General features: G+C 64.7%; 24 protein-coding genes. 5 read left to right on the top strand and 19 right to left on the bottom strand.

Annotated features, from left to right (window positions below; all coding sequences use genetic code 11):
- Nucleotides 1-14: 14 nt before the first annotated feature.
- Both BM341_RS09465 and BM341_RS09460 read right to left on the bottom strand, forming a co-directional pair.
- Nucleotides 15-761, bottom strand: a complete 747-nt coding sequence (locus tag BM341_RS09465) for a sulfite exporter TauE/SafE family protein (protein WP_089795291.1) — start codon at nucleotides 759-761, stop codon at nucleotides 15-17.
- A complete protein-coding gene (locus BM341_RS09460; RefSeq protein ID WP_245784234.1) occupies nucleotides 758-2,161 on the bottom strand; it encodes an MFS transporter in 1,404 nt (467 codons plus the stop codon). Before BM341_RS09460 ends, BM341_RS09465 begins: the two co-directional genes overlap by 4 nt.
- 94 nt (nucleotides 2,162-2,255) lie before the next feature.
- On the opposite strand from BM341_RS09460, the gene BM341_RS09455 reads away from it, so the two are divergent.
- Nucleotides 2,256-3,410: a PQQ-dependent sugar dehydrogenase gene (locus tag BM341_RS09455; RefSeq protein ID WP_089795289.1), complete on the top strand. Its 1,155-nt coding sequence runs from the start codon at nucleotides 2,256-2,258 to the stop codon at nucleotides 3,408-3,410.
- Nucleotides 3,411-3,495: 85 nt separating this feature from the next.
- Here BM341_RS09455 and BM341_RS09450 read toward each other — a convergent pair whose 3' ends face one another.
- The 6 genes from BM341_RS09450 to BM341_RS09430 all read right to left on the bottom strand — a co-directional run bounded on the left by BM341_RS09450 (nucleotide 3,496) and on the right by BM341_RS09430 (nucleotide 11,421).
- Nucleotides 3,496-5,532 (bottom strand): CocE/NonD family hydrolase, encoded by a 2,037-nt coding sequence (locus BM341_RS09450; protein ID WP_089795287.1) that lies wholly within the window; start codon nucleotides 5,530-5,532, stop codon nucleotides 3,496-3,498.
- Nucleotides 5,533-5,543: 11 nt separating this feature from the next.
- Nucleotides 5,544-6,848 carry an ATP-grasp domain-containing protein gene (locus tag BM341_RS09445; protein WP_089795285.1) on the bottom strand — a complete coding sequence of 435 codons (1,305 nt, stop codon included), beginning with the start codon at nucleotides 6,846-6,848 and terminating at the stop codon, nucleotides 5,544-5,546.
- A 164-nt stretch (nucleotides 6,849-7,012) separates the two neighbouring features.
- On the bottom strand, nucleotides 7,013-8,227 hold the full coding sequence (locus BM341_RS09440) for a toxic anion resistance protein (RefSeq protein ID WP_089795609.1): 1,215 nt from the start codon (nucleotides 8,225-8,227) through the stop codon (nucleotides 7,013-7,015).
- Between the two features lie 124 nt (nucleotides 8,228-8,351).
- On the bottom strand, nucleotides 8,352-9,296 hold the full coding sequence (locus BM341_RS09435) for a cobyrinic acid a,c-diamide synthase (protein WP_089795283.1): 945 nt from the start codon (nucleotides 9,294-9,296) through the stop codon (nucleotides 8,352-8,354).
- Between the two features lie 222 nt (nucleotides 9,297-9,518).
- Nucleotides 9,519-9,695, bottom strand: coding sequence for a hypothetical protein (locus tag BM341_RS19245; RefSeq protein ID WP_175507841.1), 177 nt, complete (start codon nucleotides 9,693-9,695; stop codon nucleotides 9,519-9,521).
- 103 nt (nucleotides 9,696-9,798) lie between these two features.
- Nucleotides 9,799-11,421 carry a BCCT family transporter gene (locus BM341_RS09430; protein WP_089795281.1) on the bottom strand — a complete coding sequence of 541 codons (1,623 nt, stop codon included), beginning with the start codon at nucleotides 11,419-11,421 and terminating at the stop codon, nucleotides 9,799-9,801.
- 170 nt (nucleotides 11,422-11,591) lie between these two features.
- Between BM341_RS09430 and BM341_RS09425 the strand changes: the two genes are divergently transcribed.
- From BM341_RS09425 to BM341_RS09410, 4 genes are all read left to right on the top strand, one after another.
- Nucleotides 11,592-12,587: an LLM class flavin-dependent oxidoreductase gene (locus BM341_RS09425; protein WP_089795279.1), complete on the top strand. Its 996-nt coding sequence runs from the start codon at nucleotides 11,592-11,594 to the stop codon at nucleotides 12,585-12,587.
- The gene (locus tag BM341_RS09420; protein WP_245784233.1) at nucleotides 12,584-13,294 is read left to right on the top strand and encodes an AzlC family ABC transporter permease; all 711 of its coding nucleotides are present in this window, start codon (nucleotides 12,584-12,586) and stop codon (nucleotides 13,292-13,294) included. Before BM341_RS09425 ends, BM341_RS09420 begins: the two co-directional genes overlap by 4 nt.
- On the top strand, nucleotides 13,291-13,599 hold the full coding sequence (locus BM341_RS09415; RefSeq protein WP_089795277.1) for an AzlD family protein: 309 nt from the start codon (nucleotides 13,291-13,293) through the stop codon (nucleotides 13,597-13,599). Before BM341_RS09420 ends, BM341_RS09415 begins: the two co-directional genes overlap by 4 nt.
- Before the next feature lie 112 nt (nucleotides 13,600-13,711).
- On the top strand, nucleotides 13,712-14,167 hold the full coding sequence (locus tag BM341_RS09410; protein WP_089795275.1) for a hypothetical protein: 456 nt from the start codon (nucleotides 13,712-13,714) through the stop codon (nucleotides 14,165-14,167).
- A 75-nt stretch (nucleotides 14,168-14,242) separates the two neighbouring features.
- Here BM341_RS09410 and BM341_RS09405 read toward each other — a convergent pair whose 3' ends face one another.
- The 11 genes from BM341_RS09405 to catA all read right to left on the bottom strand — a co-directional run.
- The gene (locus tag BM341_RS09405) at nucleotides 14,243-14,647 is read right to left on the bottom strand and encodes a DUF6455 family protein (protein WP_089795273.1); all 405 of its coding nucleotides are present in this window, start codon (nucleotides 14,645-14,647) and stop codon (nucleotides 14,243-14,245) included.
- Nucleotides 14,648-14,744: 97 nt separating this feature from the next.
- Nucleotides 14,745-15,563: a universal stress protein gene (locus BM341_RS09400; RefSeq protein ID WP_175507840.1), complete on the bottom strand. Its 819-nt coding sequence runs from the start codon at nucleotides 15,561-15,563 to the stop codon at nucleotides 14,745-14,747.
- Nucleotides 15,564-15,606: 43 nt separating this feature from the next.
- On the bottom strand, nucleotides 15,607-16,818 hold the full coding sequence (locus tag BM341_RS09395) for a benzoate/H(+) symporter BenE family transporter (RefSeq protein ID WP_089795269.1): 1,212 nt from the start codon (nucleotides 16,816-16,818) through the stop codon (nucleotides 15,607-15,609).
- A gap of 21 nt (nucleotides 16,819-16,839) precedes the next feature.
- Complete coding sequence (locus BM341_RS09390) at nucleotides 16,840-17,571, bottom strand: ABC transporter ATP-binding protein (RefSeq protein WP_089795267.1); 732 nt, start codon at nucleotides 17,569-17,571, stop codon at nucleotides 16,840-16,842.
- On the bottom strand, nucleotides 17,568-18,335 hold the full coding sequence (locus BM341_RS09385) for an ABC transporter ATP-binding protein (protein WP_089795265.1): 768 nt from the start codon (nucleotides 18,333-18,335) through the stop codon (nucleotides 17,568-17,570). Before BM341_RS09385 ends, BM341_RS09390 begins: the two co-directional genes overlap by 4 nt.
- 3 nt (nucleotides 18,336-18,338) lie before the next feature.
- Nucleotides 18,339-19,409, bottom strand: a complete 1,071-nt coding sequence (locus tag BM341_RS09380; protein ID WP_089795263.1) for a branched-chain amino acid ABC transporter permease — start codon at nucleotides 19,407-19,409, stop codon at nucleotides 18,339-18,341.
- Between the two features lie 12 nt (nucleotides 19,410-19,421).
- Nucleotides 19,422-20,282, bottom strand: a complete 861-nt coding sequence (locus tag BM341_RS09375) for a branched-chain amino acid ABC transporter permease (RefSeq protein WP_089795261.1) — start codon at nucleotides 20,280-20,282, stop codon at nucleotides 19,422-19,424.
- A 65-nt stretch (nucleotides 20,283-20,347) separates the two neighbouring features.
- Nucleotides 20,348-21,517: an ABC transporter substrate-binding protein gene (locus tag BM341_RS09370; RefSeq protein WP_089795259.1), complete on the bottom strand. Its 1,170-nt coding sequence runs from the start codon at nucleotides 21,515-21,517 to the stop codon at nucleotides 20,348-20,350.
- 122 nt (nucleotides 21,518-21,639) lie between these two features.
- A complete protein-coding gene (gene benB, locus BM341_RS09365) occupies nucleotides 21,640-22,128 on the bottom strand; it encodes a benzoate 1,2-dioxygenase small subunit (RefSeq protein WP_089795257.1) in 489 nt (162 codons plus the stop codon).
- Nucleotides 22,129-22,160: 32 nt separating this feature from the next.
- Nucleotides 22,161-23,528, bottom strand: coding sequence for a Rieske 2Fe-2S domain-containing protein (locus tag BM341_RS09360; RefSeq protein WP_089795255.1), 1,368 nt, complete (start codon nucleotides 23,526-23,528; stop codon nucleotides 22,161-22,163).
- Between the two features lie 80 nt (nucleotides 23,529-23,608).
- Nucleotides 23,609-24,517: catechol 1,2-dioxygenase (gene catA, locus BM341_RS09355; RefSeq protein ID WP_089795253.1), on the bottom strand; the 909-nt coding region annotated here is incomplete at its 5' end.

Raw genomic sequence — 24,517 nt, 5'->3', positions numbered from 1 at the left:
CAGGCCAAGCTTGCTCACCCTGCCAGCGAGCGCATCGTGAGATAGCCGCCCATGGCCAGCAAGCCGGCAAAGAAGACGCGGCGAAAGACGACCTCGGACAGCCGGTGGCGCAACCGCTGCCCCAGCTGCATGCCAACCAAGGCCGGCACCAGGGCCAGCGTGGAGAGCCCGAGCAGTTGACCGCTCAGCAGGTGCTGGCCACCCATGGCCAGTCCCAGTGCCAGCGTCGAGCCCGTGAACAGCATACCCATCGCCTGGATCAGGGTGTCACGCGGTAGCCCCAGCGCCTGCAGGTAGGCCACGCCCGGAAATACCGACGACCCCGTCATGCCGGTGAACAGGCCATTGACGAGCCCCGACACCAGCCCGGCGCGGCGCTCATGGCGCACCGGCAAGGACAGCCGGGCAGCCCCCAGGTTCATCAATGCATAACCGACGATCAGCAGGCCAAGCAGCAGCGACAGCCAGCGCGGGTCGGCCCGTGCCAGCACCATCACGCCGGGCCAGACAGCCACCACCGACGCCAGCAGGAACGGCCAGAGGCGGCGTGCGATCGCCGCGAAACGGCCCCCGACCAGCGCCTGCCAGACATTGGTCACCAGCGTCGGCACCAGCAACAGCGCCATGGCGGGCTGCAGCCCCAGGGTCGCGGTGAGCAGCGCCAGCGACACCGTGGGCATGCCCATGCCGATCACTCCCTTGACGCTGCCGGCGACCAGGAAGGTCGCGGCGACCAGCATCAACAGCACTGGATCGCTCATTGGGCGAGGCCCGCCTCGGAGCCGGTGCGCTCTGCTGACGCTTCACGGTCGCGCGCCTCCCAGTCCCGCGCGGCCTGCTGACCCCGGGCCTGGTCGACGCCCAGGCAAATGACGATCGCCAGGATGAACAGCGCCGCACAGAGCAGGATCGATGCCTGCAGCCCCACTACCGACTGGAGAAGCCCCAGGCCAATGATGCCGATTACCCCGGCGAGCTTGTTGGCCAGGCCCCAGAAGCCGAAGAATTCGGCGGCCTTGCGCGTGGGCGAGAACAGCCCCACCAGGGCGCGACTGGCCGACTGACTGGAACCCAGGGAGAGCCCCGCCAGGCAGCCCACCACCAGAAAGAGATGCTGGGCCTGCCAGTCGAGCCCCAGGTGAGCATTCAGGAAGGTCGTGACCTCGGGCGTGGCCCAGATGGCGACGATCGCCGCCACCCATAGCACCAGGGTGAACAGGTAGGTGACGCGGGTGCCGATGCGATCCTGCAGAAAGCCGAACCCCAGCGCGCCCGCCGCCGCCGTGACCTGCACGACGATGAACATGATATTGCGCGTCGCGGCGTCCCAGCCGATCACCTGGGCGCCGTAGATGAAGGCGAAGGCGATGATGATGTAAACCCCGGCCATGGAGAACAGCAGCGAGACCAAAAAGAGGCCCAGATCGCGAAAGCGCTTGAGCTCGTGCAGGGTCGTGGCGACGCGCTCGATGGCGATCTGCCGATAGGGCTTGCCGGGCGGCTGCGGCATGCCGCGCTCCTTCACCCACAGGAAGGTGGGTATCGCGGTAATCAGGAAGAAACCGGCGGCAAACGGTCCGACCCAGCGAACGCGCTCGAAGTTTTCCGCCGTCGCCTCGCCGAGCACCACCAGCGTGAACCCGGCAGCAAAGAGCCCGCCCACATACCCGAGCGCCCAGCCGAAGCCGGAGATCTTGCCCAGATCCTCGGGCGGCCCCAGGTCGGGCAGGAAGGCGGCGATGAAGGACTCGCCCATCGAGTAGGCGTAATTGGACACCACGATCAACGCAAGGCCCAGCAGTACATAGCCCGGCGCCACGAAGTAGAGCATGGCGGTGGTCGCCACCGTGGCGAGATAACTGACGAACAGGAAACGCTTCTTGGCGGCCTGGTAGTCCATTACCGCCCCGAAAAGCGGCCCGGTGATCACCACCAGCAGGTAGCTGGTGGCCAACGCCAGGCTCCACAGCAGGTTGGCCAGCCGGTAGCCATCGCCGCGGTCGCCGACAATCACCGTGGTGAAAAGCTCACCGAACACCACGGTGATGATCAGCAGGGTATAAGCCTGGTTGGCGAAGTCGAACATCGCCCAGCCGACGATCTCCTTCTTCGAGGCACGCGGCCGGGGCATGTCCGACACGGCCGGTTGGCTCTCACTCATGGGGACGTTCCTTGCGGGGACCCGGCTAGCCTATCGCAAAGCCCGATGGTGATCATTCGCTACACTGGTAGGGTTCACGGCGAGGAGGTTCACGATGAAAGGATTCATGAGCGGTCTTCCCCTTCTGGTGTGGGTCGTGGTTCCCGGCCAGGCTCTGTTTGCCCAAGACAATGTGCAGGAAACGCTGGACACCGAACACCAGACGCTGCAGTTGGTCAGGATCGTCGACGGCCTCGAGCATCCCTTGAGCGTGGCCATCATCCCGAACGACGGCTATCTGGTGACCGAACGTTCCGGCCGCCTGCAGCGGGTGGAACAGGGCCGAACGATCGAGGTCGCCGGCGTCCCCGAGGTCCATGCCCAGATCCAGGGCGGCCTTCTCGAAGTGGTGCCTCACCCGGACTACGACGAGAACCGTTGGCTCTACTTCGCCTATTCGCAGGGCGACAGCGACGCCACTGCCACGGCGTTAGGACGTGCCCGGCTGGGTGGCGAGGCGCTGGTCGAGCATCAGGAACTGTTCGAGCAGAATCGACGCTCCCACCCCAGTCGCCACTACGGCTCAGAGCTGGCCTGGCTGCCCGACGGTAGCCTGCTGATGACCATCGGCGATCGGGGCGAACCCGAACGTGCCCAGGACACCAGCGACCATGCCGGTTCGATTCTCCGCCTGGGTGAAGACGGCCTGGCGCTAGAAGGTAATCCGTATTTCGAAGAGGTAGGCTACCTTCCGGCGCTGTATTCCTGGGGACACCGCATGATCCGCGGGATCGCTGTCGACCCGCAGGACGGCACCGTCTGGGCTACCGAGCCCAGCCCTCATGAGGGCGGCGAGCTCAACCGCATTCAGGCAGGGAACAACTATGGCTGGCCCGAGGTCATCCAGGGCCGCCCCAACGGCAACGACGAACCCGTCATGGACGCCGTCGAAAGCGCCCTTTTCAATGACGATATCGTCGCGCCGGCGCATACGTTCGCGCCTCCCGCCGTTCCCAGCGGGCTGGCCCTGGTCACCAGCGACCATTATCCACACTGGCAGGGCAACCTGATTGTCGGCGACGCGACTTCCGGCAATGCCTACCGCCTCACGGTCGAGGGCAGCGATGTGGCGCAGGCAGAAACGCTATCGCTTGACCAGGTGGAGGGGATACGCGATATCCAGCAAGGCCCCGATGGCTATCTGTATGTACTGAGCAACGGCGAGAACGGTGCGCTCTACCGACTCGAGCCCGCCGACGAGAGCCGCTGACAGAGGTTGATAGGCAATTGGCAGACGCCCCCGGCTGAGCCCCCGCGTCTGAACCCTAGGCCCCGGCGTCCGCCGAGGGCCTCTCTCAGACCAGGTCGCGGGGAATCGTCTCGTCCCAAGTGCGCGCATAGACGCGGGTCTCACCTTCCCAGGCGTCAAGGGTGGCGCGAATGCGGAAGTTGTCAGCGTCGCTGGTCAACAGGGTACGCGTGAGGGTATGCACCTCCCAGTCGCCGCGCTTGAAGCTGCGATTCCACTCCGTCCAGCCGCTGAGGCTGTCGTAGTTACCGTACGAATAGCTGTAGCGCTCGGTGACCCGAGCGGCGATCTCCAGATTGATCTCGTCGATGCGGTAACGGCCCTCGTCGTTGACCACCTCGAGGGTGGTCTTGTCGTTGGCGAGATCGCGGATCACGCACCAGCTTTCCTGCGTCGGCTGCAGTAGCGTCTTGGCCAGTGGCGGTGCACCCTCGGGGTCGGCGAAGGCCGGCAGTGCCGCTTCTTCGGCAGGACGCGGCTCGCGTAGTGGCAAGATCAAACGGCTGCGCCCCGGCCAGACCGTCAAGCGCGCCGGCTGCGGCGCAGGCCAGGCCAGCGGCCAGTAACTGGTCGAAAGCGAGAGCCGAAGAGCGTGCCCGGCGGCAAACTGCTGGGCAATATGCTTGAGCGCGATGCGGACCCGGTAGCGCTTGCCGGGTTCAAGCGGCTCGGGGTGCTCGTTACTGTCGCGGTGCGTCAGGTTGAGGAGCCCATAGGACACCCGGGTGGCCTTGTCGTCTTCGGCGACATCAGAAATCCGCAACGCCACCATGGCCACCGGCTGGTCGGCGGCGAGCTCGAGCTCGACCACCGGCCCGCCGCAGATTTCCAGCGGCGCCCCGAGCCTGGCGGACTGAAAGATCAACGACCCGCCATCTTCGTCACGCTGGTCATGGGGCAGGTCCGGCGGAGCGTTGTAGGAGCACCACTTGCCGGCGTAGAGCCCTACCGAGAGCGGCGAGCGGATATCCAGGCAGGCATCATCGTCGTCGTCTTCCACTTCGCTGCCCTCGAGCAGCAGGTCGTGGCCAACGGTGAGACGAAACGCGCTCGGCTGGATATTCGGCGAGGGCCAGTCGGGTTCGGCCACCCAGCGCCCGGGGCGCTCATCGTAACGCGCCGAGGGCGGCACAGACTCCTGCATCCACAGGCGGAGCATGGGCTCATCCATGATCCCGGTATCGACGCCCTTGAGCCACTGGTCCCACCAGCGCAGCGACTCCTGCAGGAAGCCGATGGCAGGCCCCGGCACCCCCAGATGCGGATACTTGTGTGCCCAGGGGCCGACCAGCCCCTTGCGCGGTACGTCGATGCCTTCCAGCAATCGGAACACGGCATTGCAGTAGCCGTCGGCCCAGCCACTGACGGCGTAGACCGGGCACTGGATGGCCGAGTAGTCCTCGCAGACCGAGCCGTGTTTCCAGTAGGCGTCGCGGCGCTGGTGGGCGAGCCACTGGGCCAACCACAGTCCACTGCCGTCGAGGCGCTCGAGCCACATGTCGCGCCAGCGCTCGCCGACCAGCTCCGGGTCCGGCGGGCAGGCATTGCCGTCGAACATGGTCGAGGCCCAGGAAAGGTTGTCGCCCAGCAGGCAGCCCCCCATGTGATGAATGTCATCGGCGTAGCGGTCGTCGGTGAAGCAGAGCGTGATCACCGCCTTGAGCTGCGGGGGCTGCAGGGCGGCGATCTGCAGGCCGTTGAAGCCGCCCCAGGAGATGCCGACCATCCCGACATCGCCGGTGCACCAAGGCTGCGCCTCGAGCCAGGCCAGAATCGCCAGGCCGTCTTCGAGTTCCTGCGGCAGGTATTCGTCGGTGAGCACGCCATCGGAATCGCCGGTGCCGCGGATATCCACCCGCACCCCGGCGTAGCCGTGGCCCGCCCAGTAAAGGTGGCTCTGGACGTCGCGCTCGGCCGTCAGGTCGCGCTTGCGATAGGGCAGATACTCGAGGATCGCCGGAACCGGATGTCGTTCGGCATCCACCGGTCGCCAGATGCGCGCCGCCAGGCGGGTGCCATCGGCCAGAGGAATCCACGTCTCCTCCTCCATGACCCGGCGGGGAAACTCGTTGACGATGCGCATTCACGCACTCCTTAACTGACGATATCGGCGAACTCAAACTGCAGTTGGGCGACCAGACGCTCGTAATTGGCCAGCAGCGTGTCGCTGTCCTCGGCGCCCATCCAGATATAGGCCAGGGCGTAGCTGTAGCTGTCCTGCTCGGGCAGGGTCGACAATTGCTGACCGACCTCGACCTGGATGGCGATCACCGTGCCGGGGAAGGCCGACTCGAGCTCGGCGACCTCCTCGGGGCTGGGGATTCGCGTCACCACGGCGTCGCTGAAGAATACTCGATAGAAGAACTTGGCCGCCATGGGAAAATCGCCCTGGCGAGAGGGCATGTCCGGGCGGTGGCCCAGGCCCAGATCGATGGTCACCTGCTGATTGCTGACGCCATCGACCTTCTCGAACAGGTCGCAGTGCGACTGTGAGATGCGTGTATTGATCTCGAGCAGCCAGATGCGGTCCTGCACTTCGTCCCAGAAGTATTCGACATTGAAGGCTGCGTTGTCATAGCCGATGTGGCGCATCACCGTGTCCGTCAGCTCGACCATCTTGTCCTGTATCGGATCGGGTAGCCCCGAGGGATAGCGGTAGTGGAAGAAGCTCAGCACCTGGGGATAGCGCAGCGAGTCGACGATCCCGTAGCTGACCACCTGGCCGTTGTGGACATAGCCTTCGATGGTGCACTGCCAGCCGCCGATGATCTCCTCGGCCATGCAGAAGTGGCCGTCCACCGCCGCCACCTCCGGCGGCAACCGAGCGTGCTCGAGCACCGTGTTGAAGGGGTCGGCGATCATGCCGATCGAGCCGCGCAACTGCTCGATGGCCTGGTAGAAGTCTTCCGGCGTGTCGATGCGAAAGCCCAGCCGCGACCCCGACGACTTGATCGGCTTGACGAAGAAGGGAAAGTAGAGCCCGGCCGCACCAATCTGGGTCAGCGCCTCGTCATCGAAGGGGTCAAAGGCGGTGAACGCCGGGATAAACTCGGGAATCACCTCGCGCTGTACGCGGCGGCTCCAGTACTTGTGCTCGCACTTGAGCAGGCTTTCCAGCGAGGTGCTGCGCGTGCCGAAGCGCTCGCAGAGGATCGGCAGCATGGTCGAGACCGGAAAATCCATGTAGCCGACGATGGCATCGATGGACCCCTCGAACGCCTCCAGCTGCGCCGTGGCCTCTTCCAGCATGGCGGCGATATCGAATTCTTCGGTATCGTAGACGGCCTCTGGGGCGATCACGCCGTGAAAGCGGTAGTGCTCCACCCCACGTAGCGTCTCGAGGCGCTGTCGGTTGAAGTCATTGAGCCCTATGACGAAGATATTCTTGGTGTCATCCATTACATTCATCTCAAGTCGACCCCCGACAAACTCGGCAGGCCAGGGACTGGCTTCCACGAACCAGCATAGCCTAGCCGGGATGGCGAGGAACCTGGCGCCACCGAATGATCGTCAACGGGAATACGATGATCGGTACGTTGACCTCGGCAAGCCGCCCTGTCGCCTCAGCGTCGATGGCTATCTCTTGTCACGTTCTCTGGCCCGATGGCTCGGGTCGGCCTCGCGTCATTGCCACGCTGTAACCGGTCGATGGCGCTGCTGCCCTGGCTCGCCAGCGCCGCCAGGCGGTCGATCTGATCGTCGAGCCTGGGTAGCGCCTCCTGGCGATAGCGCGACAGGTCGTCGATGGCCCCCATCACATCGCCGAAGGCCTGCTCGAGCGCCTGCATGTCGAGCATCGACGATGAGGCACGCTTCTGGATGTCCACGCCCTGCTGGCGCAGCGCCTTGGCGGTGCCGCTGATCATCTCCGAGGTGGTGGTATTGATCGCCTCGACACGGTCCAGCACCAGCCGTTGGTTGGCGAGGGCCAGCGCCACGGTGACCGCCACGGTCAGTGCCGAGACGGTGACGTTGATGGCGCGATCCACGCCGCGCATCAGTTCGCGGTTGTTGCGGATGATCACTTCCAGCGCCAGCACGCCCTGCTGGCTGACCGCGAGCTGCTGCTGAAGGTCGACGACGCGCTGACGCAGCGGAAACAGCAACTCCTCCTCGAGAAAGGCGCGCTGCGGGTCATTCTCATCACGGCGCATGACGGCGGCCTGGAGACGCTCGTCGATCATGCGTCCCAACGTCACCTGCCGATTCAACTGGGCAAGGCTGTCGCGCAGGGCCTGCTGGTCGTCGCTCAGCGTCAGGTTGTCGCGATACAGCATGTCGCGCCCGCCCTCGAGGTCGGCGATGATCGCATCCAGCGCCTGCTGGGCATTCTCGAACTTGCGAAAGTAGCGCTGCAGGCGGCTGCCGGCGCCGGGGATCAACGCCAGTACGCGATCCAGCGGGCTCGGCGAGAGGCGATGCTTGGCGGGGTCCAGGGTCTGCATCCGACCGCGCAGGTCGACCAACGCCTTGGCCACCGGCCCCCCCTCGTCGCCCTGATGGGCCAGCTTGCGCAGCGGCGTCTGCAGCATCGCGCTCTTGTGGGCGGCCTGCTGTTGCAGCTCGAGGCCCATCTCGTCGACGGCACGGCGCTGGCGTGCCAGCGACCCGGCATCGCCTCCGGCGATCACCTCATCGACGAAGGCATCGGCCTGGGCCGCCAGCGCCGGGTCTTCGTCGCCGTCGCGTACGATGTCGGATCCATCGTCCAACTGACGCGATATCTCCTCCACCGGCGGCAACGACAGGCGGGACTTGCCTTCGAACTCCTGACTCATAAACACCTCTTGCGACGTGAAACCGTCATGCCGATGGCCGGCATGACGGGCGGGCAGTCCATGCTCTCGCACACCTTTCACTAGACCTTATCCTTTCATCAGGCCCCCCTCCTTTCACCAGGCCTCAACGCTCGCTGCGCCCGTAGCGATCGGCGCGCTCGACGAAGTGGCGCAACTCGCTCAGCGCCCGGTCGGTGGTGACCGAGGCCTGGGGACGTCCGGTCTCGATACGCGCCATGGCCACGGCCGTGTCGTCGAGTACCGTGAGGGCCGACTCGTTGCGCGCCGCCAACTCGCCCAAGCGCCGCTCGGTCTCGGCGAGCAGTTCCAGTCGACGTGTCAGCGCAACACGCTCCTCCTCGCTCAAGCGCTTGCTTTCCTTGGCCAGGCGACGCCGCACGAAGTCGCCGTCCACGCTCACCACGCCACTGGCCTGGGAGGCCATGGAGTTGAGGGTATCCACCGCGCCCAGGCAGACTTCGCCGACCAGGCTGCGCGAGCGCTCGAAGGCCAGTTCGCCGCGGTCGAAGCGCCCGCCGAGCACCTCCATCACATGCCGATAACGGCTGTACAGGCGGTCGGCCTGGATGGCCAGGTCGGGGCGACGCACGTCGAGCAGCGCCTGCTTGGCCCGGCACATGGCCAGCACCAAGTCATCGGCGCCGACCGGTGGCTGGGCCGGATCGAGCACGGCGACACCCGCCTCCTGGGCCTCGCGCTCTTGCTGCGCGCGCAGGCGGTCGGCCTCGGTCGCCAGCCTGGCCTGCCGGCGACGTTCCCGCCGACGGCCCAGCCAGCCTCGCAGGTGCCGTTCCAGCGGCAGCGCCGCGGGAATCGCAACGAGCCCCGCGATCCAGCCGAGCAGGCTCGGCCCGAAGCCGCCCCACAGCGAGGTCAGCCACAGCACCATGCTGATGAAAGGCACCAGCAGGCAATAACGCACGATCACCTGCAAGCGGCCGAAAGGCTCGCTTGGCAAGGCCAGGCGCGGGTTGACCAGCCCCACCAGCAGCCAGGGCAGGCAGGTCATGAACAGTCCATAGGAAAACCCCTGCAGAAATCCCAACATAGGCGTTGTGGTCCTTTACCTCGGGCAAGCAGTCTCAAGTGTAGAGTAAGCGTGTCGGCAGGATAAGCGCTGGCATCGCCGTGATGCGCCGGCGATAGGCCAGCTCGAACGCTGCGCCTCGGCAGTGGAGGCTCGCTCGGACTCACGTCTGTAGATATTGCGACAGCTTTGGCTAGGGTAATGTTCGACGCTGACGAGGGTGGCGCCGAGCGTGTTCTCGTCTTAGAGCAGCAAATGGAGCATCAAGGCCACAGCCCCCACCAGCAGGGCGGTGATCACGGCGATATCGACCAGACAATCCAGCCAGCGGTCGATATCCATCTGGCTCAGGCGGCGTGGCGGGCGGCGGCGAGTGGCACCCCGCCGCGGTGGACCGCGGGAAGCGCTGTCACGAGGCATTAGAGAAGTCCGATCCATCCCTGTTTTGCTGGAGCTTACGGGGTCTGACTAGTGCCTGGCCAGCATCTTCGTCAACCCTGCCTCGTGAACTTTGACAGCGGTATCAATGATTGATGCGGCGATTGACGACATTGGGAGCGCGCCGCAGGCGTTCCTCCTCGCCCATCTGCTCGGCCTCGAAGGCATCGGCCCCCACCGGTGTCTCACCATGGCGTCGATACAGCTGGGTGAGCATCGCCCGACGGTCGGCTCGCAGCTCGCGCACCAGCACGATCACCATGCCGTAGAGGATGAAGGTGAACGGCAGCGCCGAGAGTACCGAGGCCGACTGCAGGCCGGACAACCCGCCCGCGGCAATCAGCGTCAGGCAAATGGCGGCGATCAACACGCCCCAGGCCACCCGCTTGAACAGCGGCGGGTTGATGGAGCCGGCGTCGGTCATCTGCGCCACGATGTAGGAGGCCGAGTCGGCGGAGGTCACCAGGAAGATGAAGATCAGCAGCATCGCCACCACCGACAGCAGGCCGCTGAAGGGCATCAGCTCGAACATCTCGAACAGCGCCACAGTGATATTGTCCTGGGTGGCCGCCGCCAGGCCCACATCGCCGGCGAGCTCCATGTTGATCGCCGCACCGCCGAACACGCCGATCCACAGGCAGGCCAGCAGCGGCGGCACCAGCAGCACCCCCAGGACATACTCCTTGATCGTCCGCCCGCGCGACACCCGCGCCACGAAAGTGCCCACGAAGGGCGACCAGGCGATTACCCAGGCCCAGTAGAAGATCGTCCAGTTGCTCGCCCAGCTGTTGTCGTTGTAGGGCGAGATGCGCAGGCTCATGCCGATAAAGTTCTGCAGGTAGTCGCCCAGCCCCAGGGTGATGGTCTCGAGGATCGCGATGGTGGGACCGGTGACCAGCACGTAGAGCATCAGGCCGATGCACAGGATCATGTTGAGGTTGGACAGGCGCTTGATGCCCTTGTCGAGGCCCGACCAGGTCGAGGCCATGTAGGCCAGGAACATCACGAAGAGAATGATGAACTGCCAGAGCGTGTTCTCGGGCAGGCCAAAGACGGCGTTGAGGCCACCGTTCATCTGCAGTACGCCCAGGCCCAGCGACGTCGCCACGCCCATCACCGTGGCCACTACGGCGAAGATATCCAGCGCCGGGGCATAGGGGCGAACACCGGGATGCTTGGCGGTCACCGAGGAGAGCACCGATGACACCAGGCCGGCCTGGCCCTTGCGAAACTGGAAGTAGGCGATGATCAGCCCCACCACCGAAAACGCCGCCCACTGGTGGATGCCCCAGTTGAAATAGCTGTACTGAATGGCGTAGCGGGCCGACTCGGTGGTTTCTGCGGTGACGTCACCGTAGGGTGGCTCGATGTAATGGGTCATCGGCTCGGCCATGCCATAGAACACCAGGCCCACGCCGAAACCCGCCGCCAACAGCATGCTGATCCAGGAAAAAAAGCTGTAACTCGGCGTACTGTCCTGCGGACCCAGGCGCACCTTGCCATACTTGCTGAAGGCCAGGCCGAACATGAAGAGTACGAACCCGAATACCGAAAACAGGTAGAACCAGCCGAAGAGTCGGGTCACGTTTTCCAGCGCCGCCCCGGCGACATTGCCGAACCCTTCGGGAAACGCGGCGCCCAGCGCAACGAGCGCCAGGATAATCAGGGCCGAAATGGTAAAGACCCGCTGACCTCCATGGTTTGCCATGCTGCCATCCCTTGTCAAAGATTTGTACAGATTAATGCTAACAAATAATTCCCTCAGCCTCGAATGGGCAGGCGGGTGCCTCGGGATTGCATTCCGTCCCCACCGCCCCAATGCTGTAGGGGCGATGAAAAGCCCAGCAGGCTAACAATTCTTCTTGATGGACACACCCTATGCCCAGACTCGCCGATACGCCACTCTCCGTGCTCGATCTGGCTCCCATTCGCCAGGGCGGCAGCGTCGCTGACACCTTCCATGAAAGCGTGTCGCTCGCCCGGCTCACCGAGCGACTCGGTTTCACGCGTTTCTGGCTTGCCGAGCACCACAGTATCGAAGGCATTGCCAGCGCTGCCACGGCCGTGCTGATTGGCCATGTCGCCGGTGCGACCGAGCAGATCCGGGTCGGCAGCGGCGGCATCATGCTGCCTAACCATCCACCGCTGGTGGTTGCCGAGCAGTTCGGTACCCTGGAAACGCTCTATCCGGGCCGCATCGACCTGGGCCTGGGCCGCGCGCCGGGCTCCGACGGCCCAACCATGGCCGCCATGCGCCGCGACCCCTATGCCGGCGTCGATGACTTTCCCCAGCGGCTGGCCGAACTGCAAGGCTTTCTCGATGAGGCCAGGCCGAACCAACGCGTCCGCGCCGTACCCGGTCAGGGCACGCATGTGCCGCTGTGGCTGCTCGGCTCCAGCGACTTCAGCGCGCGGCTGGCGGCCCGCGAGGGGCTGCCCTTCGCCTTCGCCGCCCAGTTCGCCCCGGCTCAGCTGTTCGAGGCGCTCAAGCTTTACCGCGAAAACTTCCGCCCCTCCGCGGTGCTCGACAAACCACACGCCATGGTCGGCCTGCCGGTGATCGCCGCAGAGAGTGACGAGCGGGCGGAATTTCTGGCCTCCACCGCCCGGCAGAAGTTCCTCAACCTGATCCGCGGCGCTCGGACCCTGTCGCTGCCGCCGGTCGAGCAACTCGACTGGACACCCCGGGAGCGCGCCCAGGTTCAGCAGTTCCTGGGCGCCGCGATCATCGGCGGCCCCGAGACCGTTCGCGATGGGCTCGAGCATATTCTCGAGCAAACCGGTGCCGACGAGCTGATGCTCAACACCGATGTCTTCGACGCCGCCGATCGGCTGGCAAGCTACGAGATTGTCGCCGACGTGTGGCGTTCGTGACTCTCGAGCATGACTCGCGGCTGACCCTGGGCCACCTCGTCAGTGGTTTTCGCCGCATGGCACCGTTGTCGCTGTTCGTCATCGTCTTCGGGCTGGCCTTCGGGGTGGCGGCCCTGCAACAGGGACTTTCCGGTCTTGAAACGATGATGATGAGCGGCCTGGTGTTTGCCGGGGCGGCCCAGTTCGCAACGCTGGAGCTCTGGGGCGAGACGATCCCATTACTGCCGCTGATCGCCATCACCCTGGCGATCAATGCCCGCCACCTGCTGATGGGGGCGGCCTTCTACCCTCACCTGCGCGAGCTGCCCGCCGGCCGGCGCTACGCCAGCCTGATCCTGCTCAGCGATGCCAACTGGGCGATGGCCATGACCGGCGGCTCCAACGCCGCGCGCCTGGGCATCCTGGTGGGGGGCGGCATTGCCCTGTGGTCTACCTGGATGATCGGCACCGGCCTGGGCGTGGTCTTCGGCAGCGGCATCAACGAGCCAGAAAGCTTCGGGCTCGACGCCATCATGGGTTGCTTCCTGCTGGCCATGCTGGTTGGCGACAAACGCGACCTGAGCGTGTTGCTGCCCTGGGGCGCCGCGGCACTGGCAGCGCTGGCGGCGATGGCCTGGCTGCCGCCCCATGCCCATGTGATCGTGGGCGCGCTGGCGGGCGGCGTGGTGGGGCTGCTGCTGCCGTCTCGCCAGGAGAGCCGCGCATGATGCTGGATGCCACACGCAGCGGTGTGATGCTGGCCATCGTGATCATGGCGCTGGTGACCTACCTGACCCGCGCCGGCGGGGTGTTCGTAATGTCGCGGGTGCCCATCGGGCCGCGGGTCGAGCGCTTCATCAATGCCATGGCCGGCTCGGTGCTGGTCGCGGTCATAACCCCCATGGCCGTGAATGGCGACTGGGGCGCGCGAATGGCGCTAGTGGCTACACTGATGGTGATGCTGACCCTGCGCAAGCCGCTGCCGGCGATCACCGCCGGGGTTCTCACCGCCGCGCTGTGGCGCCTTTTCTGACGCTCAGCCTTCCGCGGCACTACTCCTCAGGAACGATTGTCCTCGCGCGTCCTCCAAAGGGCAGCCACACGGGGTGAGCATGACGCGCCCCGCCACAGCCGAGGAGACCTCCATGCCAGAGTCACCCAATTCAAACCGCGACCCTCGCCAGAACGCCGCTTGGCAGGCCGCCCAGCAGTGGCGTGAACGCGCCCGCCAGACCCGCCCCACCGGCCTTGCAGGCAGCCTCAAGATGCTGCTTACCTGGCTGCTGTTCGGCGCCATGATGATCGTCGCGATGGTGCTGGGGTTGTTTCTGCTGCTGGTCGGCTGGGCCATGCTGCCCTTCTTGCGTCACCGCATGAAAAAGCGCATGGAGCAGATGCGTGCCGACCAGGCCCAAGGCGTCGGCGGCGGGGCTCACTATCGCGAGACCCATTACCGGGAAACGCGACGCAACGGCGAGGCCTATCGCGAACGGTCTTATCGCAAACAACAGGTACTGGAAGGCGACTATGTAGTGAGAGACAAGGAAGTGAAGGACGGTGAGGTCAATGACAAGAATCGCAAGGGACCTGACGTCTCCTGACGGCTGACGCTACGGAGAGGCCCGCCTGACCCTCCACAGTTGGACGGCAGGCCTCGTCAGGTGCATAGAGGGTATTTAATGACTGCCCAGTGCCTCCAGGGTGCTGGCATTGGGACAGAAACCGCAGGTCTCGGGCTCCGGCGCGTCGTCCAGTACCCGGGCACAGCGCGCTTTTTGAGGACATAGGGTGCAGACCCGCTCGAGGTCGCGCTTCACCCCGTTGCCGACTACCAGGGGCGTCATCTCGTCGACGCCATAAACCGCCATCATGCGTGGCAGCAGATCGGACGCCGAGCTCCCCTCGGACCAGAACAACGGAACATCGATCCGGGCCAGACCCAGGTCACGCAGCCGCGACTCACGCCCGGCCTCATCGAGACCCAGCCATTCTCGATGCTGGCGACCGCGCCGCCAGGCACCGGCCATCGTATGGGCCAGGCGCTCGGCCGTGGCATTAATACCGTCGCGTAATGTCGTCATGGTCAAGCCTCCTGTCGGTCAGAGCCATGAAGTCACACTAGGCCAGCTCGCGCCTCGATATCTTGACCTGCGTCAGACAAGAGCCAGACCAAAAGGCTCAGTTGATGTCGGCCGGACGCAGTACGGCCACCGGGCAGCGCGCCTCGTGCAGTACCTCGTGGCTGACGCTGCCCGCTATCACCTGGGAGAGCCCGCTACGACCGTGGGTAGTCATGGCCAGCATGGTGTTCTGGCAGTCCGCCAGGTAGCTGACGATCGAATCGGCTGGATCACCGTGCAGCACTTCCCAGTCCACTTCCATGGCATGGTCGGCCCGCAGGCGACGCGCCAGGCCATGCACATAGCCGGATTCCATCACGTCGGCGTGGCCGCCATCGAGTGGTACCGCGGCGGCGGCACCGGTGTCGATCACCTGCAATAGTTGCAGGCGGGCAACCAGCCGCCTGGAGAGCTCCACCGCATGAGGCAGGATCGCCTCGGAGAGCGCCGAGCCATCCACACAAACCATCAGCACCTCCACCTGGCGATGGGACCCGGCATCGAAGCGAGGTCCGCACAGGTAGACCGGCCGGTTGGCGCGCCGCACCACGCCGGCGGTAACGCTGCCGACCAGCATCTCCGGCACCGGGCGCCGCCCATGAGCCATCATGCACAGCCCGACGTCGTCGCGGCCAGCCAGTTGGCCCAGGTAATCCTTGGCGCTCTCGTGGACCGCCACCTCGACGATCACATCCTCCGCCTCCCGGTCCACCAGACGCGACTGCAGGGCCGCGCGCCGAGGCTCGACGCGATCTTCGGCCGCCACCACGGAGGTGATACTCAGCGGTACCGCCAGCTGCCGAGCCAAGTGCTGGCCGAGCGTCAAGGCGCGCAGCGAAGCGTCGCTCTCGTCCATCGCCACATGAATCTTGTCCATCGTTGGACTCCTCTGGATAGCATTGTTCTTGAAATCGCGACAATCAAGATCGCTTGCGGGCTTCGGCTTGCTCGGTCTTACGCCCGAGGCCGGGCAGTGGCCGGTGCAGCAGGGCATAGGCGAGCCCACCGACCACCACGCCCCAGAAGGCCGAGCCCAGCCCCAGGAAGCTGATCCCGGATGCCGTGGCGATGAAAGTGATCACCGAGGCCTCCAAGTGATCCTTGTGGGCGGCAAAAGCACTGAGGTTGCTGGTGATGGCGCCGATCAGCGCCAGGCCTGCCAGTACCGCGACGAACTCACCGGGCAGCGAAGTGAAGAGCAGCACGATGGTGCCGGCAAAGGTGCCGCCGATCAGATAGAAGACCCCATTGGCCACCCCGGCCACATAGCGCTTATCGGGATCTTCGTGGGCTTCCTTGCTAGTGCAGATGGCCGCAGTGATCGCCGCGATCACCGTGGTGATACCGCCGAAGAAAGCCGTCACGAAGGAGGTCAGGCTGGTCACCGTGACGATCGGCCGCGCCGGGGTGTTGTAGCCGGAGCTGCGCATGATCGCCATGCCCGGCAAGAATTGCCCCGTCAGGCTCACCAGTACCAGCGGGACGGCCAGGCTCAGGGTGGCGTTCCAGGTCCACTCGGGGCGGATGAACTGCGGCTGGGCCAGTTGCACCGCAACTCCTTCCAGGCTGGCGCCTTCGAGCGCCACGGCAAGGGCGACACCAACAATCAGCAACAGCACCAGGCTGTAGCGCGGGGTCAGGCGCTTGAAGACCAGATACGCCAGGATCATGCCGATGGCCAGCGCCGGCACCGACTCAAGTGAGATGAAGACCCCGACTCCGAACTGGAACAGGATCCCTGCCATCATGGCGCTGGCGATACCCGGCGGGATCATCTGGATGATGCGGTCGAAGGAGCCGGTGATGCCGATCACGAAGATCACCGCTGCCGCCGTGAGATAGGCCCCTACCGCCTCGTTCAGTGACAGGCCGGGGAAAAGCGTGACCAGCAGCGCCGTGCCCGGGGCCGACCAGGCCGTGACCACGGGGACCTTCAGCCAGAGGCTAAGCCCGATCCCCGAGACAGCAGCGCCCATGGAGATCGCCCAGACCCAGGAGGTCATCATGGCCGTCGATATCTCGGCACTCTGGGCCGCCTGGAAGAAGATCGCCAGAGGGCCCGAGTAGGATACGAGCACCGCCACGAAGCCGGCGGTGACGGCAGGTACTGACCAATCCTTGTGAAGTTGCATGAAACGTCTCTCCCGCATTCCTCAGGCGACGCCGAGGTGAGTGTCGAGGATGGAGGGGTCTTCCTTCAGGCCCTGGGAGTCGCCGCTGTAGACCACCTCGCCCTTGACCAGCAGGATGTGTGTCTCGGCCACCTCCAGCAGGTTGTCGATGTTCTTGTCGACGATGATGGTGGCGATGCCGGAGGCCTTGATCTCGTGAATGATCTTCCAGATCTCTTCGCGGATCAGCGGTGCGAGGCCCTCGGTGGCTTCGTCGAGGATCATCAGGTCCGGATTGAGGGTCAAGGCCCGGCCGATGGAAAGCATCTGCTGCTCACCGCCGGAGAGAAAGGAGCCGTCATGATTGATACGCTGACCGAGCCTGGGGAAAGTGTCCAGCACGCGCTCCAGCGTCCAAGGCGACTCGCCCCGGTCGTTGGGCCGAGCGGCCATAACCAGATGCTCGCGAACGCTGATGCCGGGAAAGATCCCGCGCCCTTCCGGCACGTAGCCGATGCCTTGGCGGATCAACTGCCAGGGACGCCGCTTCGCCACCGGGATCCCCTTGATGCGCACGTCGCCGCGACGCGGAGGCACGAAGCCCAGTATCGACTTGAGCGTAGTGGTCTTGCCCATGCCGTTGCGGCCCATCAGGCTCAGGGTCTCGCCGGGCATCAGGGTGAGGTCGACACCATGCAGGATGTGGCTTTCGCCATAATAAGTATGCAGCCCGCGGGCATCGATCAGCGGAGTGATCTGTTGCTGTGCCGTCATGCTGTCGCCTCCTCGTGGTGGCGCCCGAGATAGACGTCACGCACCTTCTCGCTCGCGCGGATCTGGTCGGTGGGTCCGCTCTCCAGCACGCAGCCATCCACCATTACGGTGATGCGGTCGGCCAGGCGGAAGACGCTGTCCATGTCGTGCTCGATCAGCACCAGGGTATAGCGGTCGGTCAGACTCTCGAGCAGCTCGGTGACCTGGACGGTTTCCTCGCGACCCATGCCGGCCATGGGTTCGTCGAGCAGCATCAGGCTGGGCGCTGTGGCCAGTACCATGGCAATCTGCAGCTGGCGCTGCTCGCCGTAGCTCATGTCGGCGGCCGGGGTATAGGCGCGATGGGCCAGATGGCAGGTCTCGAGCACGTCGAGCGCCCGCTCGCTCACTTTCTGGGCCCGCTGACGGGACCGCCAGCTGCCGAAGACGCCACCCATGTGGATACGCCCCGCCAGCTCGCAGTTCTGCAGGCAGTTGAGGCGCGGGAAGATGTTGGTCTTCTGATGGCTGCGGCCGATGCCCATGCGGGCAATCTGGCGAACACTCTTGCCCTGGATCGGCTTGCCATGAAAGAGCACCTGCCCCTCCGAAGGCGAGATCTCCCCCGACAGCAGGTTGATCAGGGTGCTCTTGCCGGCGCCGTTGGGCCCGAGGATGGCGTGGATCTCGCCCGGCGTGACGTCGAAGTCGACATTGTTGACCGCTACCAGGCCGCCAAAGCGACGGGTCAGTCCGTGAGTGGCCAGGATCGGTTCATCGCTCATGGCTTACCCCTCCTTGTTCGGTACGGCAGGTTTCACGGGGATGTCGGCCGGGGGTCGGTTTCTGCCTAACCGGCGCAGCCACGGGGACTTCATCAGCTCGGCCTTGCCCGGCGGTGCGATAATCAGCCCGGCGATACCGCGCGGCAGCACCAGTACGGCCGCGATGATGGTCAGGCCCATCAGGATCGGCCAATGCACCGTCAGGTGCTCGTAGACGTAAAGCAGGATCTCGTAGGCGAAGGCACCGAGGATTGGACCGAAGATGGTGCCCATGCCGCCGAGGATCAACATCATCAGTACCTCGCCGGAGGTGTGCCAGCCGAGCTGGGCCGGGTTGGCGAAGCCGTACTGCATGGCCGCCAGCATGCCGGCGACGGCGGCAAGCACGCCACTGATCACGAAGGCGACCAGCTTGTAGCCGCCGGTAGCGTAGCCCAGCGCCTGCATGCGGTGCTCGTTATCATGGATGCCATCGAGTACCTGGCCGAAGTAGGAGCGGGTCAGCCAGCGCAGGAACAGGAAGCCCGCGACCAGCATCCCCAGGCAGAGATAGAAGAAGGTCTGGGGGTTGTCGAGGTCCAGCAGCACGCTCTCGCCTGCCGTCACGCTGGGCCGGAACATGATGAAGACGCCATCGGTGCCACCGGCAAACGGCGCGGTACTGATCAGATAGTAGAGCATCTGCCCGAACGCCAGGGTGGTCATGATGAAGAAGATGCCCTTGGTGCGGATCACCAGCAGGCCCACCACCAGGGCGGCAACCGCGGCGACCAGCATGACCAGTGGCAGCATCCACCACAGCGAAGCCGCATCGAACTCGGGGCTGGCGAGTGCCAGGGTATAGGCGCCGAGGCCGAAGAACAGGGCGTGACCCAGGCTCACCAGGCCGATGACGCCTACCAACAGATCGAGGCTCATGGCGAACAGTGCCAGGATCACCATCAAGGTCAGCTTCTCCAGGATGAAATCCGACTGGCTACCGAAAAGCGTCGGCCCCCAGAGCGGGAAAGTCGCGACGATGGCCAGCAGGACCAGCATGATGATGGCGACGCGCTTGGGATATCTATGCAACATGTCTCGTCCTCCTCAAGCGAACAGGCCGCGTGGCTTGACCAGCAGCACGGCGGCCATGATCAGGTAAATCACCATGCTGGCGATGCTCGGAATCAACACCGAGCCGAAGGTCTCGGCCATGCCGATCAGGATGGCGCCCCAGAAGGCACCCTTGATCGAGCCGATCCCACCGATGACCACGACAACGAAACAGGTGATCAGGATGCTGTCGCCCATGCCCGGGGTGATGGAGGTCAAGGGGGCGGCGATCATGCCGGCGAAGGCCGTCAGCGCCACGCCGACGCTGAAGATCAGCGTGAACAGGGTGCGCACGTTGATGCCGAGCCCCTCTACCATGTCACGGTTCACGGCCCCCGCGCGGATGATGATGCCCAGCCGGGTATGGCGAATCACCCAGTAGATGACGCCGGCCAACGCCAGGCAGACACCCATCACGAATAGCCGATAGACCGAGTACTGCAGGTTGTCGGTAAGCTGCAGGCTGGCGTCGAAAGGCGCCGGCACCGCCACGCTATGCACGTCGCCGCCCCAGATGATGCGCTGCGCCTCGTTGATCACCAGAATCAGGCCGAAGGTCAGCAGCACCTGGTAGAGATGGTCGCGCTTGTAGAGCGTGTCCAGGAACAACCGCTCGATGATCAGCCCAAGCACCACGGCGATGGGAATGGCTACGGCGATAGCCAACCAGAAGTTGCCCAGTCGCAGGGTCAAGTCATAGACCAGGTAGGCACCGATCATGTACATGGCGCCGTGGGCCAGGTTGATGATGCCCATGATGCCGAAGATCAGGGTCAGGCCGCTGGCGATCAGGAACAGCAACAGTCCGTACTGCAGCCCGTTGAGGAGCTGCACACCAAAGAATGCGAGATCCATGAAGATCTCCTCCGCGATGGAAGGGGCGAGCCAGGCTCGCCCCGAGAAGTCAGGCGTTTACCGGTTCACATCTTGCAGGCGTCATCCGGCACCTCGAGTTGCTCGGAGGCGATATCGACGACTTCATGCTTGCCATCCCGGATCTCGCGCAGGTAGACGTTCTGGATCGGGTGGTGGGAGTCAGAGAAGCTCATCAGACCCCGCGGGCTCTCGAGCTCCACATTGGCCAGGGCCTCGATCAGGGCGTCCTGGTCTTCGGTATTGCCTTCGACCTTGTCGAGCGCCTGAACCAGCATGGCGCCGGTGTCATAACCCTGCACCGAATAGGTGTCCGGGGTCACGCCGTAGGCGTCCTCGTAGGCCGACACGAAGGCCTGGTTCTCCTCGCTGTCCAGGGTCTCGGCATAGTGCATGGTGGTCAGTACACCCTCGCCGGCGCCATCCAGGGCCGCGATGTTGCCCTCGGTCAAGAAGCCCGAGCCCATCAGCGGGATACTCTCCTTGAGGCCGGCGGCAGCATAGTCGCGCACGAAGCTGACGCCCCCGCCACCGGCAAAGAAAGTGTAGACGGCGTCCGGGGCGATGCTGGCGATCTGGGCAAGGTAGCTCTGGAACTCGGTATCCGGGAAGGGGACGAAGATCTCCTCGACGATCTCACCGCCCTCCTCCTCGAAGGCCTCCTTGAAGCCGGCCACATCTTCCTTGCCCCCGGCGTAGTCCCAGGTGATGGTCACGACCTCGCGGTGTCCCCGGTCATAGGCGACCTTGCCCATCGGGAAACTGTTCTGCCACATGCTGAACGAGGTACGAAAGACGTTTGGCATGCACAGCTGGTTGGTAGCGGCTTCCAGGCCGGCATTGGGGATGATGGTGATGGCGCCGCTCTGCTTGGCCACCCGCAACATGCCCATGGCAACACCGGAATGGACCGGGCCGATAACGAAGTCGACGTTATCCCCCTTGACCAGGCGGCTCATGTTCTGCGGTGCCTTGGAGGGGTTGGCCTCGGAATCGAGCTGCACGTACTCGACATCACGACCGCCGAGCTGGCCGCCGTTCTGCTCGATGGCCAATTTCAAACCGTTGGTGATGGCCTCGCCCAGGGCCGTATAGGTGCCCGAGTAAGGCAGCATCAGGCCGACCTTGACCGGCTCGGCCGCAACGGTCATGCCGGACGTCACGAGGGTAATGCCAGCCAATGAGGCCAGGGCAGCTTGCTTGACGATCTTCTTCATTCTTTTTCACCAGGGATATTATGTTGTGGTTATGGGGCAGCGTTGACGCCCTTGTTATTGCATATCCTTGTCATGCACCGCGACGTCCCTGCCGCGGGGTCCATTGGGTATCAGACCGAGGGTCAGACGTGGTACACGTCGATGACCTGGTGGATGTAGTCGTTGTTGAGTTGCACGACCTTCTTGGTGATCAACGGCGTCTCGCCCGACACGTCCAGGGTGTAGAAGGCATGGCCGAAGTAACTGTCGGTCTTCTGGTAACGGTGGCTCAGGGTGTGCCAGTTGAAGCGCAGCTCCAGCGTGTCGCCCGCTTCCTTCAGGATTTCCAGGTTGGTGACCTGATGCGTGGTACGCGGCTCGGGCATGCTGGCCCCGCTGCGCTCGGTCTTGATCCGGTAGACCCGGTCCTCGAGCCCCTCGCGGTTCGGGTAGTAGATCAGCGAGATCTCCGACTCCGGGTCGCGGGTCAGCTGGTCGTCGTCGTCCCAGGCCGGCATCCAGAACACCGCGTCCTGACGGTAGCAGGCCAACCAGTCGTCCCACTGGCGGTCGTCGAGCAGGCGGGCCTCGCGGTACAGGAAGGCCTGGATGTCGTGATAGCTAAAGCTCATGTCTGTTCTCCCCTTCTCGGTTCGTGCCGGACTTACGCGGACTGGGTGGCGATAAACTGGCTGCGTTCCTTGTCGATGGCGCGCAGCATCTCTTCGACCCAGTGCTTGTGGTGCAGCACGTAGAGGCCTTCGTCTTCCGGGGAGGCCCCGCTGAGCAGCGGCTTCATGCCGATCGCCTGGGCGTTGTCGTCGGCGCCCTCGATCCATTGCTTGGCGCCGCGCGAGAGGTCGTTCCACTCGGCCAGCGCGCCGTTGTAGCCCGCCTGGCAGGCACGGAATTCTTCCAGATCATCCGGCGTGCCCATGCCCGAGACGTTGAAGAAGTCCTCGTACTGGCGGATGCGCACCCGACGGTTCTCCGCGGACTCGCCCTTGGGCGCGAAGCAGTAGATGGTGACTTCGCTCTTGTCCACGGCGAGCGGACGGATCACGCGGATCTGCGTGGAGAACTGGTCCATCAGGTAGACGTTGGGGTAGAGGCACAGGTTGCGGGTCTGGTTGACGATGGAGTCGGCCCGCGCCTCGCCGAATTCCTGCTCGATCCAGTCCTTGTTGCTGTAGACCGGGCGCACCTCGGGGTTGAGCAGGCGCGTCCACAGCAGCATGTGGCCGTTCTTGTAGGAGTAGAAGCCGCCCAGGCTCTTCGACCAGCCGTCGGCGTCCACCGCCTTGGTGCCGCCGGCGTCGTAGTTGCGACGCTCCATGGTCGAGGCGTAGTTCCAGTGCACCGAACTGACGTGGTAGCCGTCGGCCCCGTTCTCGGCGCCCAGCTTCCAGTTGCCGTTGAAGGTGTAGGAGGAGGTGCCGCGCAGGATCTCGAGGCCTTCCGGCGCCTGGTCGACGATGTTGTCGATGATCTTCATCGTCTCGCCCAGGTACTCCTCGAGCGGCTGGACGTCATCGCTCAGGCTGCCGAACAAAAAGCCCTTGTAGTTGGCGAAGCGTGGCAGACGCTTGAGGTCGTGGGAGCCTTCCTGCTTGAAGCTGTCCGGGTAGGCGCCGGTCTTCTCGTTCTTGGCCTTGAGCAGCTTGCCGTCGTTCTTGAAGGTCCAGCCGTGGAAGGGGCAGGTGAAGGTGCCCTTGTTGCCTTGCTTGCGGCGGCACAGGGTGGCACCACGGTGGGCGCAGGCGTTGATCAGGCCATGCAGCTCGCCGGCCTTGTCGCGGGTGATGACCACCGGCTGGCGGCCCATGGTCACGGTGAAGTAGTCACCCGGCTCACTGATCTGGCTCTCGTGGGCCAGAAACAGCCAGTTGCCCTCGAAGACGTGCTTCATCTCCAGCTCGAAGAAGGCCTCGTCGGTGAACATGCTGCGATGGCAGCGGAAGATGCCGGCCTCGGCGTCGTCGACGACGGCGCCACGGACACGCTGTTCGAGTTGGTCAAGTTTGGTCGTCATGGTCCAGGTCCTCGATTGTTCTAGGGGGCTGGCCCTTGCGCTCGTGGGCCGGCCCGGTCGTCGTGGAAAAAGGGGTCGGCTCAGACCTTGGCGCTGCCGGCCAGCTGGCTGTGCTGGTCCTGCGCGTCTTCCTTGGCCCGCGGGCGGGCGTGGCGGTGCTGCAGCTCGGGGGCCTCGGTCCTGGCCAGTTCGATGTCGAACACCACCTCGGAAAACGGGCCATCCAGCTCGCGCTTGGCGATCTCGGCCGGGTCTTCGATACGCTTGGCCGGCACCACCAGTTCCTCGCGAGTGGCGAAGGCGAAGTCGTCGAAGGTATAGGGGTCGCCGGCCAGGTTGATCTGGGTGGTCAGGTGCTGATGATCCGGCGCCGAGACGAAGTAGTGGATGTGCGCCGGGCGCTCGCCGTGACGGCCCAGGGCCTTGAGCACCACGTCGGTGGGGGCGCCTTCCGGCACGCCGTAGCCGGAGGGGATGATGCTGCGCGCGGTATAGCGCCCTTCGCTGTCGGCGTAGATGGTGCGGCGCATGTTGTACTCGTCCTGGGACGGGTCGAAGAACGAGTAGTTGCCCTTGGAGTTGCAATGCCAGATCTCGACCTTGGCGCCGGGGATCGGCGTGCCGTCGACGTCACGCACCTGGCCGGTCAGCCACATCACCTCGCCATCGGGGTCGCTGCCGTCGTCCATGCGCGCGAAGCCCTCGGCTTCCGGGGCGCCGGCCACGTAGAGCGGGCCCTCGATGGTGCGCGGAGTGCCGCCGGTGCGCTTGGCCTCGGCATCGATGGCGTCCTGGCGCATGTCCAGGTAGTGGTCGAAGCCCAGCCCCGGGGACAGCAGGCCGAACTGGGTGTCGTGACCCAGCGCGTTGAGCAGGCTGACGGTCGACCAGTACTCTTCCTCGGTGACGTCGAAGTCGTCGATCAGCCGGTACAGGTCGGACAGCAGCCGGTGCATGATCTGCTTGGCGCGCGGGTTGCCGCCCGTCTG

The sequence above is a fragment of the Halomonas korlensis genome (assembly GCF_900116705.1).
Taxonomy (GTDB): Bacteria; Pseudomonadota; Gammaproteobacteria; order Pseudomonadales; family Halomonadaceae; genus Halomonas; species Halomonas korlensis.
Note: the sequence above shows the minus strand (reverse complement) of the source record. Positions and strands in the feature narration are given on the sequence as shown.

What these genes read in the sequence shown, in the direction of transcription:
- BM341_RS09465 (WP_089795291.1), bottom strand. Translation starts at nt 761, where the DNA reads ATGAGCGATCCAGTGCTGTTGATGCTGGTCGCCGCGACCTTCCTGGTC.
- BM341_RS09460 (WP_245784234.1), bottom strand. Translation starts at nt 2,161, where the DNA reads ATGAGTGAGAGCCAACCGGCCGTGTCGGACATGCCCCGGCCGCGTGCC.
- BM341_RS09455 (WP_089795289.1), top strand. Translation starts at nt 2,256, where the DNA reads ATGAAAGGATTCATGAGCGGTCTTCCCCTTCTGGTGTGGGTCGTGGTT.
- BM341_RS09450 (WP_089795287.1), bottom strand. Translation starts at nt 5,532, where the DNA reads ATGCGCATCGTCAACGAGTTTCCCCGCCGGGTCATGGAGGAGGAGACG.
- BM341_RS09445 (WP_089795285.1), bottom strand. Translation starts at nt 6,848, where the DNA reads ATGGATGACACCAAGAATATCTTCGTCATAGGGCTCAATGACTTCAAC.
- BM341_RS09440 (WP_089795609.1), bottom strand. Translation starts at nt 8,227, where the DNA reads ATGAGTCAGGAGTTCGAAGGCAAGTCCCGCCTGTCGTTGCCGCCGGTG.
- BM341_RS09435 (WP_089795283.1), bottom strand. Translation starts at nt 9,296, where the DNA reads ATGTTGGGATTTCTGCAGGGGTTTTCCTATGGACTGTTCATGACCTGC.
- BM341_RS19245 (WP_175507841.1), bottom strand. Translation starts at nt 9,695, where the DNA reads ATGCCTCGTGACAGCGCTTCCCGCGGTCCACCGCGGCGGGGTGCCACT.
- BM341_RS09430 (WP_089795281.1), bottom strand. Translation starts at nt 11,421, where the DNA reads ATGGCAAACCATGGAGGTCAGCGGGTCTTTACCATTTCGGCCCTGATT.
- BM341_RS09425 (WP_089795279.1), top strand. Translation starts at nt 11,592, where the DNA reads ATGCCCAGACTCGCCGATACGCCACTCTCCGTGCTCGATCTGGCTCCC.
- BM341_RS09415 (WP_089795277.1), top strand. Translation starts at nt 13,291, where the DNA reads ATGATGCTGGATGCCACACGCAGCGGTGTGATGCTGGCCATCGTGATC.
- BM341_RS09410 (WP_089795275.1), top strand. Translation starts at nt 13,712, where the DNA reads ATGCCAGAGTCACCCAATTCAAACCGCGACCCTCGCCAGAACGCCGCT.
- BM341_RS09405 (WP_089795273.1), bottom strand. Translation starts at nt 14,647, where the DNA reads ATGACGACATTACGCGACGGTATTAATGCCACGGCCGAGCGCCTGGCC.
- BM341_RS09400 (WP_175507840.1), bottom strand. Translation starts at nt 15,563, where the DNA reads ATGGACAAGATTCATGTGGCGATGGACGAGAGCGACGCTTCGCTGCGC.
- BM341_RS09395 (WP_089795269.1), bottom strand. Translation starts at nt 16,818, where the DNA reads ATGCAACTTCACAAGGATTGGTCAGTACCTGCCGTCACCGCCGGCTTC.
- BM341_RS09390 (WP_089795267.1), bottom strand. Translation starts at nt 17,571, where the DNA reads ATGACGGCACAGCAACAGATCACTCCGCTGATCGATGCCCGCGGGCTG.
- BM341_RS09385 (WP_089795265.1), bottom strand. Translation starts at nt 18,335, where the DNA reads ATGAGCGATGAACCGATCCTGGCCACTCACGGACTGACCCGTCGCTTT.
- BM341_RS09380 (WP_089795263.1), bottom strand. Translation starts at nt 19,409, where the DNA reads ATGTTGCATAGATATCCCAAGCGCGTCGCCATCATCATGCTGGTCCTG.
- BM341_RS09375 (WP_089795261.1), bottom strand. Translation starts at nt 20,282, where the DNA reads ATGGATCTCGCATTCTTTGGTGTGCAGCTCCTCAACGGGCTGCAGTAC.
- BM341_RS09370 (WP_089795259.1), bottom strand. Translation starts at nt 21,517, where the DNA reads ATGAAGAAGATCGTCAAGCAAGCTGCCCTGGCCTCATTGGCTGGCATT.
- benB (WP_089795257.1), bottom strand. Translation starts at nt 22,128, where the DNA reads ATGAGCTTTAGCTATCACGACATCCAGGCCTTCCTGTACCGCGAGGCC.
- BM341_RS09360 (WP_089795255.1), bottom strand. Translation starts at nt 23,528, where the DNA reads ATGACGACCAAACTTGACCAACTCGAACAGCGTGTCCGTGGCGCCGTC.